This window comes from Pseudomonas sp. NPDC089395 (assembly GCF_044749525.1).
Lineage (GTDB): Bacteria > Pseudomonadota > Gammaproteobacteria > Pseudomonadales > Pseudomonadaceae > Aquipseudomonas.
Window position 1 is genome coordinate 627,075 of sequence record NZ_JBIVID010000002.1, and the last position, 17,542, is coordinate 644,616.

The window sequence follows — 17,542 nt, forward strand, 5'->3', positions numbered from 1 at the left end:
CGTGTCCGGCCTGGGTAGGCCGATTGAATCAAAGGGCCTATCATAGCCGAAGCAGCCAAGCTGCTGACAGCCAAGCACCGACAAACTGGTGCGTTTTATTGCAACCCGTGCAAAATGGCCTACGCGCCCCATGTGTCGCGCTCGCCCGATCTTGCGTCAGGTGATAAACCCGCGCACTGCGCCCCTAATTCCGATTGCCTTGAAAGAGCGAATTTCAGCATGTCCAAAGTCAAACTGAGCACCAACCACGGCGATATCGTCCTGCAACTAAACGCCGAAAAAGCTCCGCAAACTGTTGCGAACTTCGTTCAATACGTTAAAGAAGGCCACTTCGACAACACCGTGTTCCACCGTGTGATCAAGGGCTTCATGATCCAGGGCGGCGGCTTCGAGCCAGGCATGAGCCAGAAGAAAACCCGCGCCAGCATCCAGAACGAAGCCGACAACGGCCTGAAGAACACCAAGTACAGCATCGCCATGGCCCGTACCATGGAGCCGCACTCTGCCTCGGCCCAGTTCTTCATCAACGCCTCCGACAACGACTTCCTCAACCACAGCGGCAAGAACGTGCAGGGCTGGGGCTACGCGGTGTTCGGCGAAGTGACCGAAGGCCGTGAAATCGTCGACGCTATCGAGAAGGTCGCCACCGGTTCCAAAGCTGGCCACCAGGACGTACCGAAAGACGACGTGATCATCGAGAAAGCCGAGATCATTGAGTGATACTGCTGATCTCCGATCTGCACCTGCAAGAAGAACGCCCGGACATCACCCGGGCGTTTCTTGATCTGCTCGACGGCCGCGCACGCCATGCCAAGGCGCTGTACATCCTTGGCGACTTTTTTGAGGCCTGGATCGGCGACGACGCCATGACGCCCTTTCAGCAGTCGATCTGCCAGGCCCTGCGCCGGCTGAGCGACAGCGGCACGGCGATCTACCTGATGCACGGCAACCGTGACTTCCTGATTGGCCAGGATTTCTGCAAGGCGGCGGGCTGCACCCTGCTTGCCGACCCCAGCGTGATCGCGCTGGGCGGCGAGCAGGTGCTGCTGATGCATGGTGACACCCTGTGTACCCGCGATCTCGGCTACATGAAGATGCGCCGTTATTTGCGCAACCCACTGACCCTGTGGATCCTGCGCCATCTGCCACTGTCCACGCGGCACAAGCTGGCGCGCAAGCTGCGCAGCGAAAGCCGCGCGCAGGTGCAGATGAAGGCCAACGAAATCGTCGACGTCACACCTGAGGAAGTTCCCAAGGTGATGGCGGCGCACGGCGTGCGCACGTTGGTGCATGGCCATACCCACCGCCCGGCGATACACAAGCTGGTGGTCGACGGTGAGCCGGCACGGCGCATCGTGCTGGGGGACTGGGACCGCCGGGGCTGGACCCTGCAGGTGGATGCCCAGGGCTTTCAGCTGGAGCCGTTCGAGTTTTCCTGAAGGTGATGGCTTTGCCGTACTGGCCGCATCGCCGGCAAGCCGGCTCCCACAGGTACTTCACTGTTCTCTAGCTCAGTGGAGTACCTGTGGGAGCTGGCTTGCCAGCGATGAGACCAGTACAGGCATATAGCTTAAGGCCGGCTCGCCACCGCCCCCTTGTCCCGCTCGCTGATCACATATTGCCGGTACTCAGGATCAGCTTTTATCTGCGCTTCAGTGAACGGCATCGGCGCCAGTTGCTTGGCGGAAAACGCCTTGGTCTGGTCGCTTGCATGCGCCGAACCCGCCTCGCTGGATTGCGAGAACGCCAGCAAGCCACGCGCCTGTGGCCCCTCATCGGTGAAGCTGACCAGCTGCAGGTAGCTGGTGCCACTCACCACCAGACGCTTGCCCGGCCCATGCGGCACGCTGAAGATCGCGTTGTACACCCCCAACCCCTGCGGACCGCCCGGCACCGGCGTGCCATCGGCCGCCTGCTGGATCTGCCCCCACTGGCTGCCCTGCTCCACACCGGATTTCGCCACCTGCTGCAGCGAAGCCAGTGCTGCTTCGTGGAGCAGCTTGGCGACGGCTGCCTGTTCCACCGCCAGGCCGCGTGGCGTGTGCTGCGGGTCTGCCGGGTCGAAGGCGACCCGCCAGCTTTGCGGTTGCTTGGCCAGCGCCTCGACGATGTTGCTGAAATGCACCAGGCCAATGCCGCTGTTCAGGTCAGCCTTGCCCTTCCAGGTGGCAAGGCTTGCGCACACCGCTTGCACATCCGCCTCGGCGCCTTTGCACCACTGCAGCAGGTCCGGCAGCACCAGGCTTGCCACGTAGACTTCGTCATCGAGCACCATCCGCTGCAGGTCATCGACACCAATCCTGGCGTTACCCTGCAGGCGCTGCAGGGCGAAGCGCCCGCGCATGCCCAGTGGCTGGTCGTTGCGGCTGATCAATGGGGAATAACCGGTCAACGGCTGGGCCGGGTTGGCCATCCAGGCGGGGTCGTTGGAGTTCTGCACGAAGTCACTGCGCTCCAGCTGCGGCAGCAGGTGTGCAGGGAAGATGCCCGGCTGCGCGGCCTGCGCATCGACCTTCCACTGACAAGCGCTGCGCGACCCGTCCAGCACCACCAAGGGGCCCTGCGCGTCAGGGTTGCTGCATTGGCTCAACAGTTGCTGATCGACATACGGCACCACCGACTGGTTGAGGTACAACGCCCGGCCACCCGCATCCACGGCCAGGGTGTTGACCCATGGAATGCCTTGCAACTGCTCGATCGAGCCCTTCAAGGCATCGAGGCCGTCGGCCCGGTTGATGCGGTACCACTGCTGCAGCACGCGGGTGTTGTCCAGGTTGGCGTCGCGCAAGCTGTAGGCGGCCTGGGTATCCCAGTCCAGGCGCCCGGGCCACTGCACCACCGGCCCGAATTTCGAGCTGTAGATCTGGCGCTGCACCTGGCTCAAGGTACCGTCAGCGGCCTTTACGGTGACACTCACGGCTTGCTGGGTCAGTGGCAACGACTGGCCATCGAGCAGGTAACGGGTCGGATCCTTCGGGTCCAGTTGCAGGCGGTAGAGGGTGAAATGCTTGGAAGTGTCGACGGTATGAGTCCAGGCCAGGTGCCGGTTGAAACCGATGTTGATCATCGGCAAGCCAGGCAATGCAGCACCCATCACATCCAGCTGGCCGGGGATGGTCAGCTGCATCTGGTAGAAACGCATCCCGCCCATCCACGGGAAATGCGGGTTGGCCAGCAGCAGGCCCCGGCCATTGGCCGAACGTTGGGCGCCTACTGCAACGGCGTTGCTGCCCCGCTCCGAGGCAAAGCGCTGCTGTTGGGCCAGCGCCGCACCGAAACCAGGCGCTACCTGCTGGCTGGCCAGCTGCGGTGGCTGCGCGGCGGCCAAGGCCTCGGCGAACTGGCCGACACCGCCCTCGGACAGTAAGCGACGCGTCAATTTCACCAGGTCCAGGCTGGTGATCGGTCGCAGCCATTCGCCCGTCCCGCATTCGGCAGGTAACCCCTGACTGCGACGCTCGCCCAGGGCCCGGTTGAAGCCGCTGGCGTAACCTTCCAGCAGGTCACGCACCGACGCTGGCTGGGCCTGGAGGAACGCGTTCACTGCAGTGGGTGTATTGAGCCAGGTGAAGAACAGGTCGCTGGCAAGGTTGTCACGCTGCTCGAAGGTTTTGCCCTGGGCACCGAAATAGCGCGAACGCTCACCATTGACCGTCAACACCTCGTTGGCCAGCAGGCACAGGTTGTCCTGGGCATAGGCATAGCCGATTCCGTAACCCAGGCCGCGCTCATCCTTGGCCAGGATATGTGGCACCCCGAAACTGGTGCGGCGGATCTGTGCGCTGGCATCGGCGCTGGATTCCCGCGCCTGCACGGCAAAACTGGAGATGACCAAGGCAGCCGCCAGGCCTGCACAGGTCAAGGGACGCGAAATTGACAACACGGGCATTCCTCGGATTCAGGGGGTCATTTCCGATCAGACGAATGGCAGGATGAAAATTTTACGCGCAGTGGGCAGGACGATCGTCTTTATGGAAATCGGTCATGCATCTTTTTTTCGCAAAGGCTGCAGATTTGCCGATCTCATTCGTCCTAGTAAGTGAGGCACCCACATTTCGGGACAGTCCATGAAAAGGAGCATTCACATGTACAACCCGCAACCCTCGATGCTCACCGAGCGTGCACCGGCCAAGGCGACCCAAGGCAAGGAGGCCTGTGGGGAGGAGCGCGTCGGCAACGAGCAGATTCGCGAATTGCTGCGTGCCTATGGCCTGCGTACCAGCCTGATCCGCCTGAAGGTCATCGATGCCCTGCACAATGCCGGTCGCTCGGGCCGCAGCATTGGCGTGCGTGGGGTGCACGCACAGCTGGAGCTTTTGGACATCCCGCTGTCGTTCCTGAGCGTGCGCGAGGTACTTAAACGCCTTTGCGCAGAAGGCGTGATAAGCCTTGGCAGCGACAAGTGCTACAGCCTGGACCCTCAGGCACGCGCCATGCTGGAACAGCCCTGCACGCGCTGAGGCCATGGCCGGCCAGCGCTTGCCGGCCGGCACAGGTCAGGGCTTGACCTTGCGCCGCATGATCCCGTTGATCACGACCACGACCACGGCAATGGCGATGGCCAGCATCTGGAAGGTCTGTTCACTGATCGTGCCCTCTTTCTGCAGATGGGATAGGCCCAGCATGAGGCCCAGCACCACCAGGATGATCAGGAGTGAATATTTGAGGCGCTGCACGTGTGTCATTGAAAGGTCCTTGCAACATCAGAATCAAAATGGCTCGCAACGAGCGGCCGCAATGATACAACGCCCTTGCCCACCGGCGCTGCATTTCCTGCTTAGCGTGGCACAGCCGAGCTGAAAGCATTGGTTTTCCCGAACCCATGCTGGAGCCATCATGCTCAAACAGGCCCTGTTCACTCTACTGCTGCTTCCTGCCCTGCCCACCCACGCCCTCGACACCGAACAGGTTACGCCCGAGCAACTGCTCCAGCTGGGTAACCAACTGGCGGCCAGCGCTGGTACCAGCCAATGGCAGCAGCTGTGGCAGCGAACCCGTACGGCTGGCTACCTGCATGCGCAGGCGCAGCGGCCGCACTTCACCCTCGAGCAGCTTCGGCTGCCGGCGCTGGCCGAGCAGACTTTGGCCCAGGCCGATCAGGTCAAGGCCTTGGGCAAAAGCGTTGCGCGCTATCGACGTCAATTCCCTGGCCAGGTCATCGGCATGCTCGATCAACACACGCTCAATGCCCTTTGTCTGGAGGTCGACTGGCGCACGCTGCCGCAAAGCATGGTCGACCATCCGCAGGCCTACCTCGGTAGCGCACGCCTGCTGAGCAGTTACCCCTGCGACTAACTGGAGGTTCAGGCACCCATCTGGCTGCAGGAAAGGTCAGCTCACGAGGGTTCAAGGCTTCCAGAGCATCGTTGAAGAGATGTCCTACACACGAAGAACTTACTGCCTTCAACACCCGCCCACCAAGGCTACAACCGCCTGACCACTTGGCGCCTAGCGACAGCCTTTACCGGTCACTGAGAATCAATCCACGCCAACGACACTTCACCGCTGGCGACCACCGACCCGCCATTACGGATCTTCGAAGCAATCGCGCCCCATCCACCGCGAGGAAGCCTCACATGGAATTTCCAGATCTCTCCGCCATCGACACCAGCCAACTGCCGCATTCGCTGCAGGCACTGATCGAATGCATTGGTATCGAAAATGCCTATCAGCTGACCTGCGCCTACGGCGGCAGGCCCAAGTACATTCCCAAGCACCGAGAGCGCAGCAAGCTTGCCGAGCTGTTGCCAGGCGATGCGCTGGACGCGCTGATCAAACGTTTTGCCGGGGTGGCCCTGGAAATCCCCAAGCCAGATCATTTCCTGCGCCAGCTACGCAACCTGCAAATTCAGAAAGAAAGTGCCGATGGCTTGTCACGCAGCCTGCTAGCCGACAAGTACGGCCTGAGCCTTCGTCAAATCGGCAATATCCGTCGCCAGGAGCCTTGCCCTCGCTGAGCGCCCGTCCGTGACCATCGACCGTCACACCTGAAACAACCCCTACAAAGAGAAAGCCAGTAATGTCCATAGACAGCAGTCTCATCGGCTCCGTTATCAATGCCTTGCCCATGGATCGGATGATCGCCGGGCCACTTCAAGCCATGGTCCAGGCCCAAGTGGCCGCCAGCAAGTCTTATGCAGATTTCCTCATGCAGGTTTGCATACAGGACGGCAAAGCGGTCGCCCTCCAGTTCGACTACGACGAAACCATCGTCGACGAACAGGGCGTATACCAGGGCATCGCCAGCAAAAGCATGAAGGTGCCGCTGGTAGCGGCCATCACCCACCCGAACATCACCATCGAAGAAGGCAATGTCGAGTTCGAACTGACCATCAGCCAGATGGCCGAGGATGTCAGCGACACCAGCAAAAGTGGCGACCTTGCTGCTTCACTGGGTTGGGGACCATTCAAGCTGGATGTCAAAGGCAGCATCAGCCATAAAGCCACGCAAACCCGCAAGACCGACACGCGTGCCCGCTACGCCTTCAACACCACCGTGCGCCGGCAGGACCCACCCGAAGCGATGATGCGCGTTATCGACTTCCTCACCGATGCCGCCGTCAAACCGACCGTATTGAAAGGCGCGACGCTCGCAAACCAGGATGCCATTTCGACGGACGACAGCCTTAAAATTGCTCCGGCAAGTGACGACACCCCAGGCGCTACGCCTGACCAGCCGTAAAAAAAACGTTCAATTGCCCTTCTACACTCCGCTGGTGACAGCGGGGTGCCGCCTGAGCGAGGAGCCATTTGATTGGAAAAGCCAGCCGTCCCAATGACCGCCATCGACCTGCGCGATATCACCCGCGGCCTGCAAGAAGCGGCCGCCGCCGCCAACAGCCTGATCGCCCAGCAATACATCAACCTGTTCGACCAGTTTTTCGATTGCGACAGCCAAGCCCTCGGTACCCCCATGAAAGCCAGGATGGTCGAAGTGGCCATGGACGATCAGCATATGATGCGCGTGCCCTTGTTCGCCCTGGTATCGCCCAAGGGCCTTGCGCTTGAGCGCATGCAGGTCGATCTTTCGGTGCGGGTCAATGGCACGCAGGCGCTCCAGCAGCTGCAGGCCGAGCGTGAAAGCGCCAGCGCTGCAAGCTTCAAAGTCACCATCGGCGCTTACGGCCGTCAGGGCGAGGGGCGCGATCCCGACGAAGTTCAGATCCGCATGCAGTTCCACGCCACCGAGCCGCCCGAGGCGCTCAACCGCCTCATTGAGGAGTACACCAAGTTGATCACCCCCACGCGCACCCCCTCCCCACCCCCTGCCGATACCAACGAGTTCATCGAGGCCGCCACACGTCGCTGACCGCGACCATCAGAAATCCCGCTTGTAGAAGATATCCAGCGAGCTTGCCACGCCGCTGGCCGCTTCCAGGTAGACTTTCTTGCTCAATTTGTAGCGCAGGGCGATGGTATTGGCCGGCTCGAACACCCCTACCCCATAACGCAGGCTCAGTTTCTCGGTCAGGTTGCCGCTGGCCACCACGCTGGTGGTGGTTCCGGAGCCTTCGGTGTCCAGCTGGAAATCATCGATTCCCAGGCTCGACGCCAGGCTGCCGGTAATCCCGGCACTGCCAGCCAGCCCCAGGCCTAAGGCCGCCTCGGCCAGCATGTTGTTATCCTCACCCGAAGTGCCCAGCGGGCGGCCCAGTACCAGATAGGACAGGGCCTGCTCCTGGCTCATGGCGGGCTCTGAGAACACCTTGGTGGTGGGTTGCTCGGCGCTGCCACTGAGGCGAATGCCGGCGATCACATCATCGACTTGGCGAATGGCTTCGATATCCAGGTACGGCTGGTCGATGGGACCGGCGAACAACAAGCGGGCGCGGCGGATGGTCAGGCGTTGGCCGTAAGCCCGGTAGCGACCATCGGCCAGGCTCAGCTCCCCACGGGTGTCCATGTTGTCGCCGATGTGCACGTGGCCAAGCAGGTTGGCGGTCAGGCCGAAGCCCTTGAAGGACAGCTTGTCTCGCCCCACCTCGACATCGACGTCCATGGCCATGGCCATCGGCGCCTTGCCCTCCTCGGTCTGGTGGCCGACGATGACCGTGTCGTCCGACACCTTGACGGTGGACGGCGGCAGCTCGCGCACCGTGATCTTGCCCTTGGGCACCTGCACCTTGCCCGTCACTGCCAGTTTGTCGTCGATCAGCCGCAGGGTGAGATCCGGGGCCACTTCGAGCGTTGCGTAAGGTTCTACGGTAACCGGCAACTGCTGGCCCTGCAGACGCAGGTCCATGCCCAGGGCCTGACCCCACGTCAGTAGGCCGTTCAACTGCCCGCGCCCTGCGTCACCACTGCGCCAACCGCCATTGAGATGCACCTGCTCGCCTGCGATCATGGCCTTCAGCGACAGGTCCTGCAGGCTGACCGGCAATTGCGCACCACTGACTTCGCCACCGCTGAGCATCAGGTTGCCGTTGACCTGCGGTGCCAGCAGCGTGCCGGACAAGCTGCCACTGCCGTTCAACTGCCCGGCCAGGCGCTCTACCATCGGCACGAATGGCCGGGCGATCGACAGGTCCAGGCCAGCCAGACGGAAATCACCCGACAGTGGCTTGTCCTTGCCCAGCGGGTCGAGCCGGGTGTTCAAGCTAAGCTCGCCCAGACGCTCGCCACGGAATGCCAGACGGGTATCGACACGGCGCGGTGCCAGGCTACTGTCGACGCGCAGCGTCTGGTAAGGGAAATCGATCCAGCGCCCTTTGTCACGCACCCGCAGGGTGCCGCCACTGGCATCGATACTCACCATGCCTTTCGGGCCACTGGCTGGAATGTCCAGGTTGACGTCGGCATTGAGCAGGCCCTGCCAGGCAAAGTCCTTCGGCAACCACTGTGCAAGGCTTTGCAACGGGAATTGCTTGAGGTGATAACGCAGGCGCGGCTCCGGCGCCAGGCGCTGATCCTCGCCACACAGGCTGGCCTGCCCGGAGCGCCAGCAGTGCGCGCCGAAGTCCAGTTGGCCGCTGGCCAGCCGCTGCAGACGCGCCGGGGCTTGCAGTTGCCAATCCTGGCCACCGGCCTGGATCCTGCCACTGGCCAGACGCCCGCGCCAATCACCCTTGTTCAGTTGACCGTCCAGGCCCAGGTCGAGCTTCAGCTGCGGGCCATCGAGGGCAAGGGTCAGGGCCTGCTGGCGGATATCGCCCTTGGCATTGGCGTGCAGGGTGCCCAGCACGGTATCACCCAGGCGGATGCCGTTGGCCTTGAGGTCGATCAGGCCACGCTGGACGCTGTCCAGGCGGGCATCAAGGTCCAGACGTTGAATACGGTTTTCCGCCTGTGCCAGTTGCTGGCCCAGCAAGGTCAAGTTGCCCTGGGGTGCATCGAGCGTACCGCCCACATCCAGCCGGCCTTTCACCTGCCCTTGCAGCCGGGGCCACAGCTGCCCCAGGCGCGGCAGGTCGAGGTCGACACGCCCGGCCAGCCGCTGTTGCAGGCTGCCGCTGCCATGGATGCGGTTGTCGCCCAGCTGCACGGCGAGGGCACCGAGGGTCCAGGCCTTGCCGGCGCCCTGGGCCTCGACCTTGAGCAACGCCGGCTGGCCGCGCAGGCGGCCTTTGAGGTCGAGCTGCGCATCGAGGCTGAGCTGTTCGCCCTTCATCTCACCTTTGCTGCGCAGCGGGCCAGCCAGGGTACCGGGCAACTCGGCGAGCCAGTAGGCCGGGTCGAGCGCCGACAACTGCAGGTCGACGTCCCAGGCCAGGGCGTCGGCAAAGCGCACTGCGACACTGCCGGCGGCCTTGCCCTGGCCCGCCGTGAGGGCCAGCTGCGGCAAGCGCACCTGCCCCAGGTCACCGTCGAACGGGCTGGTCACGTTGAAGGCCCCCGCAGGGCCATCGAGGTCGCCATTGAACGCCCCCTGGTAATTGCCGTCGCGGTACTGCACCTGGGCATGGAGGCGCTTGAGCGTGACCTGGGGTGGGGTTTCCAGCGGATACAGGCGCAGCCAGGGGAAGTCCTGCCAGTCGAGCTGGGCATCGGCCACCAGGCCCTTCTGCCAGTCGGCACTGGCTTGCAGCTTGACGCGCTGGCTGTCGCTGGCCGTCAGATCCAGGGCATCCAGTTTCGCCCCCTTGGCATCGACTTTGCCGGTCAGGGCCAAGGCGATTGGCGCCTGCTCGGCGGGCAGGCTGGCGCTGCCGGCAAGCTGATAGCCCTTGAGCAGGTCACCTTGGGCATCGAGCTTGAGTTGATTCAACTGCAGTGTGTCGGGCAGCGACGCCGTTGGCTTGAAGGCATCGGAGCGGATCTGCACCTTGGCCGGCAGGTGTTCGGCCAGCGCCTGCACGCTGCCGGTAAGGTGCGCAGCGAGGTAGCCGCTGCTGGTCGCGTCGAGCTCCAGGGTTTTCTGCAGCTCACCCTTGGCGGTCAGTGCCAGTTGCCAGGCCTGCCCCTCCACCTTGGGGAGTTGCACCTGCCCTTGCAGTTGCAAGGGCCAGTCGCCCTCAGGCTGCAGGTCACCCTGCAGGCTCACCTGGAGGTCATCGCGCTGCAGATTCAGGCTATCGATACGCAACCCGGTGGCAGTCCAGTGCGCCGCCAGGTGCAGGTCACCCAGCAGGTCGCTGCCGTCCAGGCGCACCTGACCTACCTTGACCTCACCGAGCTCGATGGCCACCGGCAGGCGTAGCATCGGCAACTGCACCGGGCCGCTTTCGGCAGGCTGATCGCTTGGCGCAAAGGCCATGTCGATACGTTCGGCCTGCAGCTGTTCGATGCACAGCGTGGCCCGCAGCAAGCAGCCGGGCGACCACTTCAACTTCGGCGCTTGCACCTCGACACGGTTGCCGGCGTCGTTCCAGCTCAACTGGCTGGCTTGCCAACTGCCAGCCAGGCGTCCCTTGAAGTCGTTTACCGAAAGGCCCGGCACCTGCCCGAGCGCCCAGCGGCCGCCACCTTCGGTGCCCAGCAATACGCTCAGGGCCAGGGCCACCAGCAGTCCACTGCCGAGCACGCCCAGCAGAATGATTCTCAACGCACGCATCACAGCTCAGGCCCCATGGAGAAGTGCAGGCGAATACCGCCGTCGTCATCGAGCGCCTTGGCCAGGTCCAGTCGCAGCGGCCCAACCGGCGAAACCCAACGCACGCCGAAGCCGACACCGGTCTTGAGGCTGGGAAGCTCCAGGGTATTGAACGAATTGCCCTGGTCGACGAAGGTTGCCACCCGCCATTTTTCGGTCAGCGAATACTGGTACTCGACACTTCCCGCCACCAGGTAGCGGCCACCAATGCGGTCGCCGTCGCTGTTTTTCGGCGACAGCGTCTGATAGTCGTAGCCACGCACGCTCTGATCGCCACCGGCGAAGAAGCGCAGTGACGGCGGGATGTTGTTCTTGTAGCCGTTGGTTGCGCTGCCACCGAATTGCACCCGCCCCAGGAAACGATGGTGATGGCCAAGGGTGGTCAGGCCTTTGAGCAGGACATTGCCATGCAGCAGGTTGGTGTCCGACACCACCCCCTCCTTGGCCGCCTGCGTGTCGAACTGCAAGCGATAGCCATTGTGCGGATCGATGCGGTTGTCACTGCGCAGGTACGAGAAGCTCACGCCCGGCATCAGCAAAGTGCTCAGCCCCGAGTCATCGCCCAGGCGATATTCTTCGTGCTGGTACTTCAGGGAAATGACCCGCTGCCAGCCGCTGGGCAACTTGCTGTGCCATTCAGGGCCAACGGTCAGCAGCTGACTGAGGGTATCGGTGCCGGCGATCTCTTCGTTCTGGTAGCCACCGGCGAACCGCAGCTTGTCGGTCAGTGGCGGGTCCAAAGGCACGTCGTACCACAGGCCGACGTTCTGCCGAGGCGCCGACAGTTCGGTTTCCCAGCCGTAGCTGTGGCCTTGGGGGTTGACCCAGTGACGCGTCCAGTTAGCCTTGCCGCGCGGACCGACGTCGGTCGAGAAGCCCAGACCCAGCCCCATGGTCCTCGGTTTGCGGATATCCAGGCGGACATCCACGGGGATTTCTTCAGCCACTGCAGCGGTGGGTGCGGCGTCGACCCGCACACCTTCGAAATAGCCGCTCGATTGCAGGTCGTTGTTGAGTTCGGCGATCAGCTCCGAGTCGTACGGCGTGCCGGGTTTGAATGAAACCATGCGTTGCAGCAAATCCTCATCCAGCGGCGAGTCGCCACTGAACACCACTGCGCCCAGGCGATACCGCGGGCCGCTCTGGTACACCAGCTCGATGTCGGCCACCCCGGCCTGCGGGTCGACCGCCAGGCGCTGCCGGCTGAAGCGCCCACTGAAAAAGCCGTAGCGAGACGCCTGGTTCTGGATCAACCGCTTGGCGTCCTCATACAGGCCATGGTTAAGCGGTTCGCCCGCGCGCAGGGCTTTGCTGTCGGGCACGCGAAAAGCCTTCATCTCGCTGGCCGGCCCTTCGATACGCACGGTCACGTTGCGCAAGCGCACGGGCTCGCCTGGCTCGATGTGGATGATGAGCTTTGCCGGTTGGTCGGCCTTGGTCGGCGGCTTGACCTCGGTGTCAATCTGCGCCTGATAGTAGCCAAGTGCCTGCGCGGCCTTGCGCGCCTGCTCCTGTGCCCCGCGGCTGAAGCGCAACAGCGCTTCCTCATCGCGGTCTCCCAGGCTGCCGATATAGCCTTCGACATTGGCCTTGAGCGCCTTGTTGGCGGGCTTTACCTGCACCAGCAACTCGCTCTGGCCCCATGCTGCAAAACTGGCGGCCCAGATAACCAGGCCCCAGGTTAGTCTTCCTGAATACGTCATGGCGCGCATGCTACCAGAGCCAGCTGCTCAAGGGAGCCGTCTGCCGCTCCTCATGCAGTTCTTGGCATGGAGGATCGCGGATGGGGGTGGAAGAACACCCGCTCACGGATCGGCCCCACGGCAACCTCGCCTATCTCTTCGTAGCCCTGGCGCTCATAGAAGGCCAGGTAATGCTCATTGCCAGAGTCCAGCACCACACCTTGGGTATTAGGGTCTTCCGCGCACCAGTCGTGCACAGCCTGCAACAATTGTTCGCCGTAGTGGCCGCCACGAAACTGCGGGTGCACGCCCAGCAGCGGCAGCATATGCACCTTGCCCGTCGGCAGGCAGCTGGCGAGCGCTGCCTGGTAGTCCATGTAGCGTCGGGTACAGCGCTGGCCAGTGCCCAGCAGCATGCGCAGGCGCCAGGCCCAGCTGTCGGCCACACCCAACCTGCGTTGCGGCGGCACGATCAGGGCCAGGGCAATCAAGCGGTCTTCCAGCAGCAGGCCGATGGCAGGCAATTGCAGATAGAAGTGCTGGCGTACCCACTCGCGCACCATCACCCGCAAGCGTCGCTCATAGCCCGGGCGCTGGGCTTCGAAAATATAGGCAAAGGTAGGTTCGTGGCGGTAGGCGTGGTACAGCAGCGAGCGCGCCTCGCGGCTGTAGCCATCATCGAGCGAGCAGATGCGGGCCTGGGCGACAGTGGCTTCGGGCATTGCAAGTAGTCCTCCTGGAATGGGCATACAGTGCCTTGGAGGTGCCGCAGTGCGCATCGTTCACCCCTGACTGCACGTTAGCAGCGCCTTGGCGATGCTGCCATGCTGGAGATCAAGGCCGATGTCGGCTAGCATCCGGCCTTTTACCAGGATCGTCTTTCCATGAAGATCGTCTGTTTCAACATCAACGGCCTGCGGGCCCGCCCGCACCAGCTGGCGGCGCTGATCGACAAGCACCAGCCGGACGTGATCGGCCTGCAGGAAACCAAGGTCAGCGACGATCAGTTCCCCTTGGCCGATGTCCAGGCGCTGGGTTACCACGTGCACTACCACGGGCAAAAGGGCCACTACGGCGTCGCCCTGCTCTCGCGCCAGGCGCCGCTGACTCTGTACAAGGGCTTTGCCAGCGATGAGGAGGACGCCCAGCGCCGCTTCATCTGGGGCACTTTCGCCGATGCCGATGGCAACCCGATCACCATCATGAACGGCTACTTCCCACAAGGCGAAAGCCGTGACCACCCCACCAAGTTCCCGGCCAAGCAGCGCTTTTACAGCGATCTGCAGGCGCTGCTCGAAGGGCAGTTCAAGCAAGACCAGCCAGTGCTGGTGATGGGGGACATGAACATCTCGCCCCAGGACTGCGACATTGGCATTGGCGCGGACAACGCCAAGCGTTGGCTGAAGACCGGAAAGTGCAGCTTCCTGCCCGAGGAACGCGAATGGATGGAGCGTCTCAAGGGCTGGGGCCTGGTGGACAGCTTCCGCCACTTGTACCCGGACGTGACCGACCGTTTCAGCTGGTTCGACTATCGCAGCCGTGGTTTTGAGGATCAGCCCAAGCGTGGGCTTCGTATCGACCTGATCATGGCTTCGCAGCACCTGGTGCCACGGATCAAGGCTGCGGGCGTGGACTATGAGCTGCGCGCGATGGAGAAGCCTTCGGATCATGCGCCGATCTGGCTGGAATTGAGCTAAGTGCCTGCCTTTAAGTAGTGGGTGCCCTTGAGATCGAGCGCCGCGCGGGCGGCGCTCGATCTCATGAACACTGAATATCTTCCGCCAGGCCACCTCGCGACACCCGCTACAAACCCAACCGCAACGCCTCCCCCACTCCCGCCCCGCGCACATCGTCCGCCGCGCTGACCAGGGCAAAGTTGTACGCCCCATGCGACCAGTATCGCGCTTCCAGCTGCCCATCGACCCGCTGCCCATCCGGCATGCGCCGGTAGCGGTCGCCCGGTGACCGCAGGAACAGGCTGATGCGCTGGCCATGGCGATCCTGAAACACCAGCAACGCCGCCGGCCCCTGCTCGTTGCTCAGCAACCTCGCGCCCACTGGTTGAAAACCATAACCGCTAAGGTCGGGCAACTGCCCCACCCGATTGAAATGGCTGCCAAGCCATTCGCGCAACCGTGTCGGATCACTGGCCTGGATATCCAGCGCCTCACTGCCGGCAAACAAACGGTGCGCCTGGACCGCATCGGCCATGGGCAGCTCGTTGCCCGCCCAGGTCGCCTGCCGCGCCTGCCAGCCACCCAACCCGCCCACACCAAGGGCCAGCAGCAGAACCGCAGCCGACGCCAGACGCCGCTGCCGACGCTGGCGCAAGCGCCGCTGCACCAGAGCCAGATCGAGCTGCGCGCCCCCCGGCTGATCGCCGAAGCCCGCCAGCGCCGCGCGCAAACGCCGGGCATCGCTGCGCCAGGCCTCGATCCTCGCCGCTTCGTGTGGATTGGCTGCCAGCCACGCCTGCACCTCGGCACGGCGCGCCGGTGCAAGGCGGTCGTCGACATAGGCGTGCAGTTCGTCTTCGCTGGGTATCAGGCGTGTCATTTCAGTCTCCGAAAGGCCGCAGGCTTGGGATTGCCTTCGGTCAGATCGCGCAAGGCGGCACGGGCGCGGGACAGGCGCGACATCACCGTGCCGATGGGAATGTTCAAGGTCTCGGCAGCCTCCTTGTAGCTCAGCCCCTCGATACTGACCAACAGCAGCAGGGCACGCTGTTCAGTCGACAAGTGGGCAAACGCCTGCAGGTCGGCCTGGGCCAGGACGATGTTTTCGATATTGCCCCCCACCGCTTCGCAATCCTGCTCGGCACGGCCGAACCAGGACAACCAACGGGCGTGCAGGCGCTCACGGCGTTTGCCGTCGAGAAACAAGCGGTAAAGGATGGTGAACAACCAGGCCCGCAATGCCTCCTCGTCACGTTGCTGGTCACGCCGGCTCAAAGCGCGTTCGACGGTGGCCTGGACCAGGTCGTCGGCGCTGCCAGTCTCACGGGTCAGCCACAAGGCAAAGCGGCGCAAGCGCTGCAGCAGTTCGCGCCACTGCTGTTCGTCCAGGTCGTGCATGGCAAGTTACCGGCCTTTGGGGTTGTCAGTGTATGGGGCAGACGCCTGGCAACAAAATTTATTCCCCGCGAGGGAATAAGTATTCCCCTGCCCCGTCGTACTGGCACCTTCACTGAACTGGAATTTCATCATGAACTCACCTTTGCACGGCCCCGCCAAGGCCCTGCGCCTGGCCGGCATCGGCGCCGTGATGCTGGCCCTGGGCGCCGGCTTCGCCTACGCCGCCGGCTGGATCGGCGGGCCCCGACTAACCCCCCAGCGCATCATCGACACCTTCGAGGCCCAAGCCGGCCACTACGCCGGCTATCGCAAGAACCACGCCAAGGGGCTGTGCGTCAGCGGCTACTTCCAGCCCTCGGGTCAGGCCGCCACATTGTCGACCGCCCGCGCCTTCAGCCAAGCCCGCGTGCCGGTGATCGGCCGCTTCGCCATTGGCGGCGCCAACCCGTTCGCACCTGATACCGGCGTGCCAGTGCGCAGCCTGGCGATCCAGCTGAGCACCGACGACGGCCAAGTCTGGCGCACCGGGATGAACAACCCGCCGGTGCTGGCCGTCAGCAACCCGCAAGGTTTCTATGACCAGGTGCTGGCCGGTGCGCCGGTCCCCGCCACCGGTAAACCGGACCCGGCGAAGATGCAGGCGTTCTTTGCCGCCCACCCTGAAAGCGCGGCCTTCCGCCAATGGGCCGCAAGCTACAAGCCCAGCGACAGCTTTGCCAGCACCCAGTACCACAGCATCAATGCCTTCCGCCTGATCGATGCCGGCGGCGCCGCCCACCCGGTGCGCTGGCAGCTGGAGCCGCAGACGCGCTTCTCGCCCTTGCCTGGCCAGGTCGACGACAAGCAGTTCTTGCAACATGACCTGCAGCAGCGCCTGGCCCAAGGCCCCCTGCGCTGGACCCTGCGCCTGGTCCTGGCCGAGCCCGGCGATGCAGTGGACGACCCGGCACGCCCATGGCCATCAGAACGACGCAGCGTCGACGCCGGAACCCTGGTGATCGAACAGGTCGATGGCCCTGAACAAGGCGCCTGCCGTGACCTGAACTTCGACCCATTGATCCTGCCCGCCGGCATCGAACCTTCCGCCGACCCGATCCTCGCCGCCCGCTCGGCTGCCTATTCGGAATCGTTCAACCGCCGTAGCCGCGAATCGCTCGGCACAGGAGCCAAGCCATGAATCCGCACGCTTTCCACCCGCTGCACCGTCTGCTGCACTGGCTGATGGCGATCCTGATCATTGCCATGCTGTTCATTGGCGTGAGCATGGTGGCCGACCTGTCGCCACGCCACCCCCTGCTGGTCGAGCTGCACAAGGCCACGGGTCTGGCGCTTCTGCTGCTGGTCGTGGTGCGCATCGGCCTGCGCCTGACCCTGCCCCATCCCCCGCTGCCCCAAGACTTGCCGTCCCTGCAACGCTTCGCCGCAGGCGCCTCGCATCTGCTGCTGTACGGCTTGATGCTGGCCATGCCACTGCTTGGCTGGGCCATGTTGTCGGCAGGCGGCTACCCGCGCCCCTTGCAGCTACCGGCCATCGCCCCGCACGACCTGCAGCTGTATGCGGTGCTGCGCCAGGCCCACGGCTGGGCCGGCTACCTGTTGTTCGCCACCGTGGTGGTGCACCTGGGGGCCGCACTGATGCATGCCCTGGTACGCCGCGACGGCGTGCTGCGCAGCATGTGGCCGGGCCCGTTGCGCCGCAGCGAATGATGGCAGGCTGCCCAGGCAGGCTCGACACCCGGCAAGCATTCTCATTACTC

General features: G+C 63.6%; 17 protein-coding genes. 10 read left to right on the forward strand and 7 right to left on the reverse strand.

What is annotated here, in order from left to right; genetic code table 11:
- Positions 1 to 219: 219 nt before the first annotated feature.
- Together ACIPZG_RS07870 and ACIPZG_RS07875 are read left to right on the forward strand one after the other, a co-directional pair.
- Positions 220 to 720 carry a peptidylprolyl isomerase gene (locus ACIPZG_RS07870; RefSeq protein WP_400711912.1) on the forward strand — a complete coding sequence of 167 codons (501 nt, stop codon included), beginning with the start codon at positions 220 to 222 and terminating at the stop codon, positions 718 to 720.
- Positions 717 to 1,439, forward strand: coding sequence for a UDP-2,3-diacylglucosamine diphosphatase (locus ACIPZG_RS07875; protein ID WP_400711915.1), 723 nt, complete (start codon positions 717 to 719; stop codon positions 1,437 to 1,439). Before ACIPZG_RS07870 ends, ACIPZG_RS07875 begins: the two co-directional genes overlap by 4 nt.
- A gap of 131 nt (positions 1,440 to 1,570) precedes the next feature.
- Here the strand turns inward: ACIPZG_RS07875 and ACIPZG_RS07880 are convergent, their stop codons facing one another.
- Complete coding sequence (locus ACIPZG_RS07880; protein WP_400711918.1) at positions 1,571 to 3,889, reverse strand: acylase; 2,319 nt, start codon at positions 3,887 to 3,889, stop codon at positions 1,571 to 1,573.
- Positions 3,890 to 4,085: 196 nt separating this feature from the next.
- Between ACIPZG_RS07880 and ACIPZG_RS07885 the strand changes: the two genes are divergently transcribed.
- Positions 4,086 to 4,460 carry a hypothetical protein gene (locus ACIPZG_RS07885; protein WP_008093687.1) on the forward strand — a complete coding sequence of 125 codons (375 nt, stop codon included), beginning with the start codon at positions 4,086 to 4,088 and terminating at the stop codon, positions 4,458 to 4,460.
- Positions 4,461 to 4,496: 36 nt separating this feature from the next.
- Here ACIPZG_RS07885 and ACIPZG_RS07890 read toward each other — a convergent pair whose 3' ends face one another.
- Entirely contained in the window at positions 4,497 to 4,685 is a 189-nt protein-coding gene (locus tag ACIPZG_RS07890) for a hypothetical protein (protein WP_008093684.1), read from the reverse strand.
- A 151-nt stretch (positions 4,686 to 4,836) separates the two neighbouring features.
- Between ACIPZG_RS07890 and ACIPZG_RS07895 the strand changes: the two genes are divergently transcribed.
- From ACIPZG_RS07895 to ACIPZG_RS07910, 4 genes are all read left to right on the forward strand, one after another.
- Positions 4,837 to 5,295, forward strand: a complete 459-nt coding sequence (locus tag ACIPZG_RS07895; protein ID WP_400711921.1) for a hypothetical protein — start codon at positions 4,837 to 4,839, stop codon at positions 5,293 to 5,295.
- A 281-nt stretch (positions 5,296 to 5,576) separates the two neighbouring features.
- On the forward strand, positions 5,577 to 5,957 hold the full coding sequence (locus ACIPZG_RS07900; protein WP_400711924.1) for a transcriptional regulator: 381 nt from the start codon (positions 5,577 to 5,579) through the stop codon (positions 5,955 to 5,957).
- A gap of 62 nt (positions 5,958 to 6,019) precedes the next feature.
- Positions 6,020 to 6,682 (forward strand): DUF2589 domain-containing protein, encoded by a 663-nt coding sequence (locus ACIPZG_RS07905; protein ID WP_400711927.1) that lies wholly within the window; start codon positions 6,020 to 6,022, stop codon positions 6,680 to 6,682.
- A gap of 72 nt (positions 6,683 to 6,754) precedes the next feature.
- On the forward strand, positions 6,755 to 7,309 hold the full coding sequence (locus tag ACIPZG_RS07910; protein WP_400711930.1) for a DUF2589 domain-containing protein: 555 nt from the start codon (positions 6,755 to 6,757) through the stop codon (positions 7,307 to 7,309).
- A 9-nt stretch (positions 7,310 to 7,318) separates the two neighbouring features.
- Here the strand turns inward: ACIPZG_RS07910 and ACIPZG_RS07915 are convergent, their stop codons facing one another.
- The 3 genes from ACIPZG_RS07915 to ACIPZG_RS07925 are packed head-to-tail and all read right to left on the reverse strand — an operon-like array spanning position 7,319 to position 13,433.
- Entirely contained in the window at positions 7,319 to 10,993 is a 3,675-nt protein-coding gene (locus tag ACIPZG_RS07915; RefSeq protein ID WP_400711933.1) for a translocation/assembly module TamB domain-containing protein, read from the reverse strand.
- Positions 10,990 to 12,732, reverse strand: coding sequence for an autotransporter assembly complex family protein (locus ACIPZG_RS07920; RefSeq protein ID WP_400712216.1), 1,743 nt, complete (start codon positions 12,730 to 12,732; stop codon positions 10,990 to 10,992). Before ACIPZG_RS07920 ends, ACIPZG_RS07915 begins: the two co-directional genes overlap by 4 nt.
- A gap of 50 nt (positions 12,733 to 12,782) precedes the next feature.
- The gene (locus ACIPZG_RS07925) at positions 12,783 to 13,433 is read right to left on the reverse strand and encodes a GNAT family N-acetyltransferase (protein WP_400711936.1); all 651 of its coding nucleotides are present in this window, start codon (positions 13,431 to 13,433) and stop codon (positions 12,783 to 12,785) included.
- Positions 13,434 to 13,595: 162 nt separating this feature from the next.
- On the opposite strand from ACIPZG_RS07925, the gene xthA reads away from it, so the two are divergent.
- On the forward strand, positions 13,596 to 14,408 hold the full coding sequence (xthA, locus tag ACIPZG_RS07930) for an exodeoxyribonuclease III (RefSeq protein WP_400711939.1): 813 nt from the start codon (positions 13,596 to 13,598) through the stop codon (positions 14,406 to 14,408).
- 106 nt (positions 14,409 to 14,514) lie between these two features.
- On the opposite strand, the gene ACIPZG_RS07935 is transcribed toward xthA, so the two are convergent.
- Positions 14,515 to 15,267, reverse strand: coding sequence for an anti-sigma factor family protein (locus ACIPZG_RS07935; protein ID WP_400711942.1), 753 nt, complete (start codon positions 15,265 to 15,267; stop codon positions 14,515 to 14,517).
- Positions 15,264 to 15,785: a sigma-70 family RNA polymerase sigma factor gene (locus tag ACIPZG_RS07940; RefSeq protein ID WP_400711945.1), complete on the reverse strand. Its 522-nt coding sequence runs from the start codon at positions 15,783 to 15,785 to the stop codon at positions 15,264 to 15,266. The genes ACIPZG_RS07935 and ACIPZG_RS07940 overlap by 4 nt, the downstream gene beginning before the upstream one ends.
- 130 nt (positions 15,786 to 15,915) lie before the next feature.
- Here ACIPZG_RS07940 and ACIPZG_RS07945 point away from each other — a divergent pair, with 130 nt between their 5' ends.
- Together ACIPZG_RS07945 and ACIPZG_RS07950 are read left to right on the forward strand one after the other, a co-directional pair.
- Positions 15,916 to 16,962: a catalase family peroxidase gene (locus ACIPZG_RS07945; RefSeq protein ID WP_400711948.1), complete on the forward strand. Its 1,047-nt coding sequence runs from the start codon at positions 15,916 to 15,918 to the stop codon at positions 16,960 to 16,962.
- Positions 16,959 to 17,492 (forward strand): cytochrome b, encoded by a 534-nt coding sequence (locus ACIPZG_RS07950; RefSeq protein WP_008098174.1) that lies wholly within the window; start codon positions 16,959 to 16,961, stop codon positions 17,490 to 17,492. The genes ACIPZG_RS07945 and ACIPZG_RS07950 overlap by 4 nt, the downstream gene beginning before the upstream one ends.
- Positions 17,493 to 17,542 lie beyond the last annotated feature (50 nt).